Origin of the sequence: Streptomyces rubiginosohelvolus (assembly GCF_014649875.1) — a bacterium.
GTDB classification, from domain to species: domain Bacteria; phylum Actinomycetota; class Actinomycetes; order Streptomycetales; family Streptomycetaceae; genus Streptomyces; species Streptomyces rubiginosohelvolus.
The window spans coordinates 1-11,494 of sequence record NZ_BMTW01000031.1 but is presented as its reverse complement, the minus strand read 5'-3'; the positions used below and the strand labels follow the sequence as shown (position 1 = coordinate 11,494).

9 protein-coding genes and 1 pseudogene are annotated in these 11,494 nt (G+C 69.3%); 2 read left to right on the top strand and 8 right to left on the bottom strand.

All coding sequences use genetic code 11. The features are described 5' to 3' along the window. The 8 genes from IE134_RS33765 to IE134_RS33730 form a co-directional block, all read right to left on the bottom strand. Nucleotides 1-299, bottom strand: a 299-nt coding sequence (locus IE134_RS33765) for a lamin tail domain-containing protein (RefSeq protein WP_189432813.1), incomplete at its 3' end; no start/stop codon positions are given. A 316-nt stretch (nt 300-615) separates the two neighbouring features. Continuing rightward, nucleotides 616-1,125 (bottom strand): hypothetical protein, encoded by a 510-nt coding sequence (locus tag IE134_RS33760; protein ID WP_229823851.1) that lies wholly within the window; start codon nt 1,123-1,125, stop codon nt 616-618. 142 nt (nt 1,126-1,267) lie between these two features. Beyond that, a complete protein-coding gene (locus tag IE134_RS33755; RefSeq protein ID WP_189432812.1) occupies nt 1,268-1,669 on the bottom strand; it encodes a DUF6009 family protein in 402 nt (133 codons plus the stop codon). Next, nucleotides 1,666-3,195, bottom strand: a complete 1,530-nt coding sequence (locus tag IE134_RS33750) for a DNA primase family protein (protein ID WP_189432809.1) — start codon at nt 3,193-3,195, stop codon at nt 1,666-1,668. Before IE134_RS33750 ends, IE134_RS33755 begins: the two co-directional genes overlap by 4 nt. Further along, on the bottom strand, nt 3,192-4,304 hold the full coding sequence (locus IE134_RS33745) for a bifunctional DNA primase/polymerase (protein WP_229823850.1): 1,113 nt from the start codon (nt 4,302-4,304) through the stop codon (nt 3,192-3,194). The genes IE134_RS33750 and IE134_RS33745 overlap by 4 nt, the downstream gene beginning before the upstream one ends. A 1,107-nt stretch (nt 4,305-5,411) precedes the next feature. Continuing rightward, nucleotides 5,412-5,672 (bottom strand): hypothetical protein, encoded by a 261-nt coding sequence (locus IE134_RS33740; RefSeq protein ID WP_189432806.1) that lies wholly within the window; start codon nt 5,670-5,672, stop codon nt 5,412-5,414. Beyond that, nucleotides 5,672-5,896, bottom strand: coding sequence for a hypothetical protein (locus IE134_RS33735; RefSeq protein ID WP_189432804.1), 225 nt, complete (start codon nt 5,894-5,896; stop codon nt 5,672-5,674). The genes IE134_RS33740 and IE134_RS33735 overlap by 1 nt, the downstream gene beginning before the upstream one ends. 455 nt (nt 5,897-6,351) lie before the next feature. Next, entirely contained in the window at nt 6,352-7,395 is a 1,044-nt protein-coding gene (locus IE134_RS33730; RefSeq protein WP_189432802.1) for a hypothetical protein, read from the bottom strand. A 261-nt stretch (nt 7,396-7,656) separates the two neighbouring features. Between IE134_RS33730 and IE134_RS33725 the strand changes: the two genes are divergently transcribed. Together IE134_RS33725 and IE134_RS33720 are read left to right on the top strand one after the other, a co-directional pair. Further along, on the top strand, nt 7,657-11,115 hold the full coding sequence (locus IE134_RS33725) for a DNA polymerase III subunit alpha (RefSeq protein ID WP_189432800.1): 3,459 nt from the start codon (nt 7,657-7,659) through the stop codon (nt 11,113-11,115). Continuing rightward, nucleotides 11,112-11,494: pseudogene (locus IE134_RS33720) on the top strand (hypothetical protein); the annotation flags it as partial. The gene IE134_RS33725 and the pseudogene IE134_RS33720, both read left to right, overlap by 4 nt.

Here is an 11,494-nt window from a genome sequence, read left to right as displayed (position 1 = left end):
CCGGGCTGCAGCTTGTGGGTCGCCGGGAAGGTGAACTTGTTGCCGACGGCGTCCTTGACGACGTAGCCCCTGAGGTTCACGGTCGCGGTGCGCGAGTAGTTCTTGATCGTCAGGTACTCGTGCTTCGTGTTGCCGCCGGAGCACTTGTTGGAGTCGGAGCCGGGAGCGTCGTACTGGACACCCTTGATCTTCAGGGCCGAGGAGTACTCGGCAGCCTGGGCCGGGGCGGCGGCCGCGAGGCCGAGAGCGAGGACCGAAGCAGCGGTAGCGGCAGCGGTCAGGGCATGACGGACATGCATGAGGAGTCCCCCCTCAATGGTGCGAATAGAGCGTCCAGGGAGACTATCGAGACCTGTGACTCTCTGGTGAAGGAACGGGCAGGAAACCGTGTGCATCGCTTGCCGGACAACCGACGGCACGTGACGCCGCAAGCGGCGATGAGGCTGTGCGACGCCTGGAGGACACAGCCAGCGGACGTCACCGCTGTTCGGGGCAGCACACGACGGCACTGTCTTCAGACCCGGACTGCAGGCGCAGGTCGTCGCCGCCCTCTGCTGGAGCTGGTTGCCTACTTGATCCCTGCAGGAGATAGGGACGGGACGCCGACACCAGCTCTCAATCCTCGTGCGAGATACCGAGGTCGTGGCGCATAGCGGTTCTCATAGTCCGGAGCATCTCCCAGACCTCGTACTGGGCCTGGGCCGCGGTCTCCATCGTTTCGCCTGGTTCAGGAGCACCGCGTTCGAGGCGCTTGACCTGCCCGTAGACCCTATTCAGGGCCTGGTTGACGACGCTCGCTCGCCTGAGTACTTCTTCGGGGGCGATCATCTGTGCTTCAGAGTATCGATCGCGGTGCGCGTTCTTCGCTTCCTCGAGTGCGTCGCTGTTGGCCTCCTCCACGCCGCGCTCCCTCATGACGTGCAGGTGGCGGTTGAGTGCGGTGGTGAACTGCCGGGCATCCCGGTTGAGTTCCGCATAGCAGGTGCGTCGCAGCGAACGGGCCTCGCGGGCCTCCTCATGGTCTCGAACGAGTTCTATCTCCAGGCGCTTCGCTCGCTGGGAGCCGCGCTGGGTGAGGAGCGCCCCTCCCAGGGTTCCTGCGACACCTGCGACAGCGATGATCACTGAGCTGAGATCCACCGACGTACCCCGTGAAGTTCTGCGGCCTCGTGCCCGCTGCACATGGACCAGGCGGTCAAGTTTGCCGCTGTCCTGGTCGGCTCGGGCTTCGGCGGTGAGCCTCTCGTTGCCGAGGATGCAGACTGTGTCAGAGCGGGAGGGTTATGCCGAGTTCCTGCATGGCGCTGGAGGGCGGGCCCCCTTCGGATCGCTCGGTTTTGAAGCCCTTGATACCGGCTGCGAGGGTGCGGGGGTCGACGGCTTCGGCGGGGGCGCCGGTGGCGTAGAGGCCTTGGGGTTGGGTGTCGCGGTCGTGCGGGAGGAGCCAGAAGACGCGTCGGCGGAAGGTTCCTGAGGAGCGGGAGGCTTTGGCTCGGGGGCTCAGCAGGGCGTAGCCGATCATTCGGCCGTCGCGGTGGTAGGGGGGTTTCCCGCGGCGGGTGGGCAGGCGGTCCAGGCTCTGGCGGACGTAGTCGAGGTCGGTGGTTTCTTCGAGCCAGACGAGTTCGATCTCGTGGCTGATCTCGTCCTCGGTGATCAGGGAGCTCATGCGTTCGCCTGCCTCTCCTGCTCGGGGAGCAGTCCGATGCCCGGGTAGTACTTGCGCTGGTTGGACAGGATCATTTCTTTCGGGGAAGCCAGGCCGGCGAGTTCTCGGGCGCGGGCGGCGAAGGCGCGTGAGGTCATGGCCGGGGCTCCTTCTTCCTGGCACCAGGTGCGGTAGGCGGCGTAGAGGCCGGTCTGTTCGGCCCTCAGTTCGGGGCCGAGGGTGCAGCATTCCTCGAAGAAGCGGCCTGTGTGGTCCTCGGTCTCGGCGTATGCGGTGGTGGCGATGCGGACGCGTTCGGGGCCGGTGAGGTCTTTGTTGCCGGCGAGGTAGCGGCGGGCGCCGTCGATGAGCCAGCCGAGGATCCCGGGGCCTTCTTCGGTGACGAGGATGTCCGCGAGGTTGTCGATCTTGCGGTCGTCGGAGACGACGCGGGTGAAGGGGATCAGGCGCATGCGGCGCCAGAACGCGAATCCGCCGGTGCCGACCTCGGGGCGGTGGTTGCCCAGGAGCCAGAGCTTGTGGGTGGGCTGGAAGCTGAAGAAGTCCTGGCGCATCCGGCGGGCCTTGATGCGGTCTCCACCGGTGAGGAGCTTGACCCTGGCCTCGTCGAACTTGTCCCCGTGCTTGACCTCGGAGCAGACGATGACGCGCCGTCCGTGGAGCTCGGCTAGGTCGGTGGGGTGCCCTTCGTAGGGGCGGGCCATGAGGAAGCCGGGCGGGGCGGCGTCCGCGTAGTCGCCGAGGAGTTTCATGAGGACGTCGAGGAGGACGGACTTGCCGTTCTTTCCTGAGCCGAAGAGGAAGGGCAGGACTTGTCCTCCGACGTCGCCGGTGACGGAGTAGCCGAGGAGGAGTTGAAGAAACTCGATCATCTCGGTGCCTTCGGCGTCGTCGCCGAAGGTGTCGGTCAGGAAGCGGTTCCATCGTGGGGTCGGACTGGGGCGGGGGCCGACGGAGGTGGAGCGGGAGTGGAAGTCCTTGTTCGGGTCCGGGGTCTTCAGCAGGCCGGTGCGGAGATCGACGATGCCGTCGGGGGTGCACAGGGCGTAGGCGTCGGCGTCGAGGCGTGCGGCGTTGAGGACCATGCCTGGGGCTGATTTGGCCTGGGTGAGCATGGCGTTCATGCCGGTGGTGGAGAGCGCTCGGCGTCGGTGCTGCTGGAGGGCCTGGGTGGTGTAGAGGCCGCGGGGATCGTTCGAGGCGATGCTTTCGGCGAGGTCGCCGGCAGCCCAGACGACGGTGTCGTCCTCGTCGATCTGCCAGCGGGTGGTGTCCCACCTGTACCAGCCCATGCCGGGGACATGCCGGTAGTCGTTGGCGTAGAGCTTGACGAAGAGCTTGGCGTTTCCGCGGTCGGTGAGGGTATCCGGCAGGAGCCCATGCTGAGTCGCTTCCCCGGAGGTAGCTGGTACGGGGGGAGCCAGGGCTTGGGCGGGCAGTGGCAGGGGGGCTTGTTGTCGGATCTGTGCGGCGACGAGTTGCGGGTCGAACTGGAAGAGCGTGTTGTCGTTGCCGGGGGATGTCATCGGCCGCTCCCGGGGTACAGGGGGCGCTTGAGCCCGGCGGCCATGCCGCTGCGGATGATCTGTTCGGCCCGGCGTTCCTGCCCCGGGCGGGCGGCGGCCGCCGTTTGCAGGAGGATGTCCTCGGCTTCCTTCTGGGAGAGACGGCTCGCGGCGACGAGGCCGCCGAGGGTGTAGGCGGCGCGGTTGAGCGTGTCGGAGAACCCGGCTCCGTCAGCGACTTGGCCGCAGGCTTCGACCGGCGCGAGCACGGAGGCGAGGATGTCGTGGGTGCGGTTGCGGCCGCCGCCCGCAGCGATGACGGCCTGCTGCGCTCTCGGGGGCACTGCGCGGGGGGCTGGAACGTCCAGGGCGGGCAGGTGGCCGGTGCGTTCGAGTTCCTGGGCCAGCCAGTCGGGGAGAACGGCAGGACGCCGCCCGGTGCCCAGCGGTGTGTAGGTCCCGGCGGTCGTGGTGGTGCCGGGCGCGACGATGTAGCCACCGTGGGCCCGGACATCTACCTGCCATGCCAGAGCACGCCCTGGACTGGAGCCACTGGAACACTGCCACCGTCGGTTGTCTCCTGCCCGGTACCAGACGTGGAGCCCTCCGGACGGTGTCTGTACCCGCAGTGTGTTCGCGTCCTCTGCCGGGCTGGGCATGTCGCGCAGGGCCGCAAGCACGGCGATGGTGTGGAAGCCGTTGGTGAGACCGGTGAGGTTGACCTGGTCGCTGATGGGGATACCCGGCAGGATCCTGTCGCGGCTGGGGGGTTTCGTCGCATGGGCGTCGATGTCGATCACGACGAGGCCTGCCGGGCCACAGGCCACACCGGTACCGAACTGGGGGTTGCCACCCCACCAGCGGTCGATACGGCGCTGGTCCAGCGTTGCCGCGTGAAAACTATGGCACCAGCGACCCTCGGCAGGGCAGACGCATCCCGCATGAGAGTGGCCAGGCTGCCGACAGGATTGACAGTTGGCCGCAGGAGTCTTACGGCCGGGAGCCAGGGGGTGGACCGGCCACCCCTGGCGGGCGCACCACCTCGCCGTAGCGAGTGGCACGTCAGCGACTGAAGGAAGCGAGCCTTCATCCCGTGAGTCGCTGGGGGAAATGCGCAGGTCAGCAGGCATATGCACCCCCTCTTAGCGACCGAAGCGACTGAACAACAAACACACCTTAGCGAATTAGCGCGCGCTGCTGGCGCTGCCGTGACGGAAAGGGCGCGTCTCCAGTCAGTGAGCTATCTGGGGGTGCCACTGGACCAGCGACTGAAACAGATGCGCAGCGACTGGGGGCTTCGGTCGCTGCGCGCGGTGTTCCGGAAAGCAGCAGATCAGGGGCATGGCACTGCAGTGACAGCGACTCAAGCGACTGAAGCTCTCTATATATGACGCACACGCGCGCACAGGAGGTCTTGATATATGCCTAGGTCTGGTCGCTTCAGTCGCTGCTCGCTGTACTACGCGCTTCTGAGCTGCGGTTTCTTCCTCTTGTGACGGAGCGACCGAAGGAATGCCCAGTCGCTCGGCTTGAGTCGCTGACCAGTCAGCGACTCAAGCGACTGACAACCCTGCACGGAACGAAAAGTGCTGCCCTCTGTTGGCCTGAGCTCAGCGTGCTTCCGGGCGGGGCAGCGACCGCTCAACGGTCTTCCGGGGCTCGGGGCCCGGTATGCCGGCCAGGAACCGTTCCCCGCCGGGCCGGGGTGCAGTTCCGGGCAGGTGCGGGGTGGGCCACGGCGCTGGTGGACGAGAGGGGTGCAGCGCATGTGCACAGGGCAAGTCGCTGCAGTCGGCGCAGGGTGTGGGTTGTCATCAGCTGTCCTGTTCGAGAGCTCGTGCAGCTCCAGGACGACGGAGTCGCGGTGTTGGGTGGCGGCGGTGACGCGGGTGGTGTGCCGGACCATGTGCAGGCCCGCGTGTTCGGGGGCAAGGACTCGTGCACTCGGCCCCCTTTCCTGCGGGGCCGCCCCGAAGGTCGAGCCCTGGTGGTGGCCGCCGAGCAGTTCTCCACGCTGCACCCGGTCTCCCCCGGCCGGCGACGGGCTCGTCACCACAAACCTCATCCCACTCGACGGGCAGCTCCTGGACGTCACCGACTTCACGCCCGCCAGTGGGCCGACGGTGCGCTGCTGATCAGCCCTCACGGGGCGTACGGGCCCGGCAGCCGGCCCGACTACGCACCCCGCGACGACCCCGGCCGGTGGGAGTGGCAGGGCGACACCACCTGAGGTGCTCCTAGACCTCGATGTAGGCGACAACGATCACGGTGCCCAAGCTGCTGGTCCAGTACAGGAGGCGTACGCGCTCGACGGTGTCGGTGTACTCACGCAGCCTCGGGTTGACCGGTTCGCCGGGCAGCAGTTCCCCCGCCTCTGGGTCCACGGAGATGACGACCAGGGCGCGGTCCAGGGCGTGAACCTCTGCCTCGGAGGTAATGGCCTCCACCTGTTTCGCGGCGGCGTCGCTGAACGCGATGCGGGCGCGCTGTCGGGCCATTAGGCGACGGCCGGGCGCTGCGCTGCGAGGCGGACGAGCTGGGCCTCGCGCAACTCCTCCCACGGCGTACAGTCCTCTACCGAGGGCAGGCCGTTGGAAGCGATGTCCTCTAGGACGGCGGCGTACCGGTCAGCGTCAGAGCGTGTGCGTTCGGCGCGCGCCTTGAGCCCGGCGACGGCCGTGGGATCAAGCTGATGCCCGGCACGGGTCGGCTGATCGGTCATCGGGGCCTCCCGGGCAGTCACGTAGTGGCGTCGGTACCACGATAGCGCCGGGACCGGGGGGCCGGGGCTGAGTTCCGGTGCTTGACCAACAGGGCTGCCCGTGCAACAGAGTTGTGCTGTGCAGCACCCTGAAAGGCCCAATCGCCACAGCAGTAGGGCCCCGGGTCAGCCGAAACGGTCCCTCACCTCACCGCCTCAGCGGGTGAACGGTTAGTTAGTCCAATGCCTTTCGGTAGCGCCCGCACCTCCGCCGCCAGCGCCGCGTGGCGCCCGCGCGGTATGTCGTGGCCGACGCCGGCCACGGCCCCGCGCTGCAACGTAAACAGAGCCAGCCCGGACGTACAAGGGGATCCCGCGATCACAAACCTCAAGTCGCCGGTTGGTGTAGATCCCCAGGGAAATCCAGTTTCCATGTGCGCGTCTTGCCAGGTCAGCGCACTGTGGCACGTCACAGATCAGCCGTGGTCCTCCCACTCTTCCTGGCAGAACCGGGCCCCACTCACCAGGAGGTCTCCGGCACGGGTGGACCGTACGAACATGTTGAGGCCGTCGACCCCGAGATCGCCACCACAGCCGATCACCAGGCCGAGATCGCGCTCCTCGACGTGGTGGGTCAGGGCGGTGTCCACGGTTGTAACGGTCCTGCCGATCAGCTGGATGCCCGCGAACTCGACCTGCGGGCCGGTCCGCCCGTCAATGGTGACGGCGCCGAGAGCAGGGGGCCAGCTGAAGCCGCTGGCGTAGTGGGCGCTCACGCCCACGTGGTCGAAACGGTCCTCGGTCAGGATCCACTGGCCCAGGCCTTCCCATGGCGATCCGAAGGAATACCGGCCATGACGGCTCGTCGGTTCCTCGCCCAGAGCAGCAGCCACTTCCTGTGGCTTCATGCCGAACCTGAGCGGACCGACGCTCTTCAGCGGTGTCCAGTCCCAGCGCTGCCGTTCCTGCTCAGCCCGGACGGGCCATGTCCCCGGGTGCGGCGGCTCGTCGCGGACGTCGTGCCACTGGCTGACCGGCCCCGACTCGAACGGGTTCTTCGCGAGCTCGGGACCAACCAGCAGCACCTCGGTGACCATCGTGTCCAACCGCTGCACATCCCCCTCGGGACCCTCCGCCGTCAGTCCCCGCTCCTGCGCCGCGCCCATAGAGATCCCCCACGCCTCGATCTCAGGATCGCCGCTCCAGTTCACGCACACAGAGACGTTCTCCCGGCAGGCGAGCTGCTGAAGCTCCGCGCGCACTTGCGACGGCGGCCGAGCTATGAGGTCGATGTCTCCCAGGCGCACCAGCGGCCCGTCCATCGCGTCGACCGCTACGGCGACCAGATTGTTGTCCTTGCCGTAGACCGCGGTTACGCCCCAGTCCGTGTAACGGCCCCAGCCCATCCCTCCGCCCAGCCCCTGCGAGACATAGGCAACCGCTCCGTCCAGGGCGGATGCCACCTCGTCTGGGTTCATTCCGAAGCGCAACGGCCCGACCCCCACCAAGGGTTCCAGCATCCACTGGGCCCTCTCCCCGGGCTTCCTGTCCCACCAGCGCACGGCGAGCCTCCTACAAGCGTTCCGCATATCCCCGGCGAGATCCGCCAGCGATCTTGCGGATCAACCTAGACGCCCCCACCGACAGCGCGGTCCGGGAGGGCAGAGCTCGCAGTCAGGAGCGGGACGGGATCTCGACCCCTGGCATGTTCGAATAAATGTTCGGTATTATTCAGACATTGAGCTAAGGGTGATTTGGGGGTTTTCTGGCGGAGGTGCGTGATGGGCGGAGGTGTCCAGCTGCATGTCGCGAGCGGGTATTCCGCCCGGTTCGGGGCCTCTCACCCGCATGAACTGGTCGCGCGTGCCGCCGAGCGCGGCATCGGAACCCTTGCCCTGACCGACCGGGACACGGTGGCTGGAACTGTTCGCTTCGCGACCGCTGCTGCGGCGGCAGGGGTGCGCCCCCTGTTCGGCGTCGATCTTGCCGTCGCCCCGCACGCCCCGGACGCCTCCCCCACACCCCGCCGCCGAACGCCGGTACGGGGCGGAGCCCACGTCGCCGAGGCGGAGCACCGCGTCACCCTTCTGGCCCGAAATCGGGCGGGGTGGGCGCGGCTGTGCCGGATCGTGTCGGCCGCGCACGCCCAGCCGTTGGACGGAGTACCGGTAGTCGGGTGGACGGTTCTGGAGGAGCACGTGTCGGGTGAGGATGTGATCGTGATGCTCGGGCCGGTCTCCGAGCCGGTGCGGGCGCTGTCGGCCGGGCGTCCGGACATCGCCGGGCGTCTGCTGGAGCCGTGGCGGGCGGTCGCCGGGGTGGGGCTGCGCCTGGAGGCGGTGTGGCTGGGCCGGCAGGGCACCGGCCCCGGTTCCCTGCGCCTGGCCGCCCGCACCCTCCAGCTCGGCGACGAGCACCAGGTGCCGGTAGTCGTGTCCCACGCGGTCCGCTACGCCGACCCCGGCCAGCACCGGATCGCCGACGTCCTGGACGCCGCCCGCCTGCTGCGCCCGATCGACCGCCGGGTCCTGGACGGCGGGGAGCGCTGGCTCAAGGGCCCCGACGCCATGGCCGGGATCGCCGGGCGGATCGCCGAAGCCGCCGGCGCAGGGCCGGAGCGGGCCGTCGCACTGCTCGCCGAAACCGACGCGACCGCCGACAGCTGCCGCGTCGACCCGGCCGGTGACCTCGGGATGGGCCGCCCGCACTTCCCCGAGCCGCAGGCCGTCGGCGCCGGCACCGGACCGGGTGACGCGATGCGGCTGCTACGGCAGCGGTGCGAGGCGGGGATGACCGCCCGCGGCCTGGACCGCGACGCCCGGGCGTCCCAGCAGCTGGCGTACGAGCTCGGGGTGATCGGGCGGCTCGGCTACGAGGGCTACTTCCTCGCGGTGGCACAGGTCGTCGCGGACGTACGGGCCATGGGTATCCGCGTCGCCGCGCGCGGCTCCGGCGCGGGGTCGATGGTGAACCACAGCCTGTTCGTCGCGACGGCCAACCCGCTGGAGCACCGGCTGCTGTTCGAGCGGTTCCTGGCCGAGCGGCGCACGAGCCTCCCGGACATCGACCTGGACGTGGAGTCCGCCCGCCGACTGGAGGTCTACGACAGGATCTTCGAACGGTTCGGCAAATCCCGGGTGGCGGTGACGGGGATGCCGGAGACTTACCGGGCCCGGCACGCCCTCCGCGATACGGGACTGGCGCTGGGGATGCCACCGCAGCAGATCGACAAGGTCGCGAAATCCTTCCCACACATCCGGGCCCGGGACATCCGCTCCGCTCTCGCCGAGCTGCCCGAGCTGCGCGACCTCGCCGCCCGGGCGGGCGAGTACGGGCTGCTGTGGGAACTCGCGGAGGGCCTCGACGCTCTGCCCCGCGGGTACGCGATGCACCCGTGCGGCGTCATCCTCTCCAGCACCGCCCTGCTCGATCGGGTGCCCGTCCAGCCGACCCCGGGCGGCTACCCGATGCTCCAGGCCGACAAGGAGGACGTCGAGCTGGAGGGGTACGGGCTGCTCAAGTTGGACGTCCTCGGTGTGCGGATGCAGTCGGCGATGGCGCACGCCGTCTCCGAGATCCGCCGCACGACCGGGCGGCAGCTCGACCTCGACAGCCCCGACCACGTCGACCTCAACGACCAGAAGACCTTCGAGCTGATCCGCGCGGCAGATTGCCTGGGCTGCTTCCAAATCGAGTCTTCCGGGCAGCTCGACCTGATTTCCCGGCTTCAGCCGCGGCATCTGCAGGACATCATCGCCGACATCAGCCTGTTCCGGCCGGGGCCGGTCGCGGGGGGTATGCCCGCACGGTTCATCGCCGCCCGCCACGGCGGCACCCCGCACTACCCCCACCCCGACCTCGTCCCGATCCTCGACGACACCGGCGGCGTCGTCATCTGGCACGAGCAGATCATCGCGATCCTGGCCCGCATGACGGGCTGCGACCGGGCCGCCGGCGACGTCGCCCGCCGCGCCCTGGCCAACCCCGACCGGCTCCCCGCCTTCGAGACCTGGTTCCGTCGGGCCGCGACCGCGAGCGGCCGCTACACCCCGCAGGTCATCGACGAAGTCTGGGACGTGATCAAGGAGTTCGGGGCATACGGGTTCTGCCGGGCCCACGCAGTGGCGTTCGCGGTGCCCGCGGTGCAGTCGGCGTGGCTGAAGGCCCACCACCCGGCCGCCCTGTACGCGGGACTGCTGGAGCACGACCCGGGGCTCTGGCCTGCCCGCGTCCTGGCCGCGGATGCCCGCCGCCACGACGTGCCCGTCCTGCCCGTCGACATCAACGCCTCCCAGGCCCAGTACGCGGTCGAGCGGACCGGATCGGGGTGGGGAGTGCGGATCTCCCTGTCCACGGTCCACGGCATCTCCGAGGAAGAGGTTGCCCGTATCGCCGAGGGCCAGCCCTACACCTCGCTGCAGGACTTCCACGCCCGCGCCCACCCCAAGCTCCCCACCGTCGAACGCCTCATCAGCATCGGCGCCCTCGACCGGGTCAAGGGCGAGGCATCCCGGCGGGACCTGCTGCTTCAGGCCACCGAGCTCCACCGCCAAACCCGCACCCGCCCGGGGGCCGGGCAGCTGCCGCTCGCCACCACCCCGCACGCCGCCGGATCGTCCGGGCTGCGGGAGATGACCGCCCGCGAACGCCTCGACGCCGAGCTCGGCGTCCTCAAGATCGACGTGACGCGCCACCTCATGGAAGACCACCACCGCCTCCTGCGCGAGATCGGCGCGACCGACGCCAAGCACCTGCAGGCGATGCACCCCGGGCAACGCGTCCTGGTCGCCGGCGTCCGCGCCTCCACACAGACCCCGCCCATCGCCTCCGGCAAGCGCATCATCTTCGTCACCCTCGAAGACGGCAGCGGTCTCGTCGACCTCGCCTTCTTCGAGGACTCCCACGAGCGGTGCGCGCACACGGTCTTCCACCACGGGCTACTCCTGGTCCGGGGCACCGTCGAAGCCCGCGGCCCCCGGCGCACCGTCGTCGGCCAGATGGCCTGGGACCTCGACGAACTCGCGACCGCCCGCGCGACCCACGGGCCGCAGGCAGTCCTCGACCTCCTGGGCCAGGACCCCTCCCCCACACCCGCCCAACCCGCGTCCGTGGCCGGGCGGACGATCCCCGATGGAACCGCGGGAGCCCGGCTGCACCCGTGGAGCGACCTCCAGCCCGCCGGAACCCGGTCGGCCGACCTCACCCGCTTCGGCCACCGCAGCCCCGGGAGCACCGGATGAACACCACCAGCCGGTCGCGGCCGCGCGCGATCCTGCGGATCCACTTCCACCCCGCCGAACGGACCGAGGAACTGTACGGGCAGCTGCTCACGGTCGTCGACGGCATCAGCTCCCGCGTCGAACCCCTGCCCGCCGACTGGTCCGCCTACGTCGATCTCACCGGGGCCCTGACGTACTGGGGCCGCGACGTTGAGGGGCTGGTCGCCGTCCTACGGCTGTGCCTGCTCGCGCTGCACGGCGTGCAGTGCTCCGCCGGCGCCGGGCCCACCCGCTCGATCGCGGCGATGGCCGCCGACGCCACCCCGCCGGGCGCCGCCACCGTGGTCCGCGACGATCCGTACGGGATCGCCGCGTTCCTGCGTACGAAACCGGCCTCCGC

Excerpts from the sequence above, each read along its gene's own strand:
- IE134_RS33755 (WP_189432812.1), bottom strand. The coding sequence starts at position 1,669 with ATGAGCTCCCTGATCACCGAGGACGAGATCAGCCACGAGATCGAACTC.
- IE134_RS33750 (WP_189432809.1), bottom strand. The coding sequence starts at position 3,195 with ATGACATCCCCCGGCAACGACAACACGCTCTTCCAGTTCGACCCGCAA.
- IE134_RS33745 (WP_229823850.1), bottom strand. The coding sequence starts at position 4,304 with ATGCCTGCTGACCTGCGCATTTCCCCCAGCGACTCACGGGATGAAGGC.
- IE134_RS33740 (WP_189432806.1), bottom strand. The coding sequence starts at position 5,672 with ATGGCCCGACAGCGCGCCCGCATCGCGTTCAGCGACGCCGCCGCGAAA.
- IE134_RS33735 (WP_189432804.1), bottom strand. The coding sequence starts at position 5,896 with ATGACCGATCAGCCGACCCGTGCCGGGCATCAGCTTGATCCCACGGCC.
- IE134_RS33730 (WP_189432802.1), bottom strand. The coding sequence starts at position 7,395 with ATGCTGGAACCCTTGGTGGGGGTCGGGCCGTTGCGCTTCGGAATGAAC.
- IE134_RS33725 (WP_189432800.1), top strand. The coding sequence starts at position 7,657 with ATGGGCGGAGGTGTCCAGCTGCATGTCGCGAGCGGGTATTCCGCCCGG.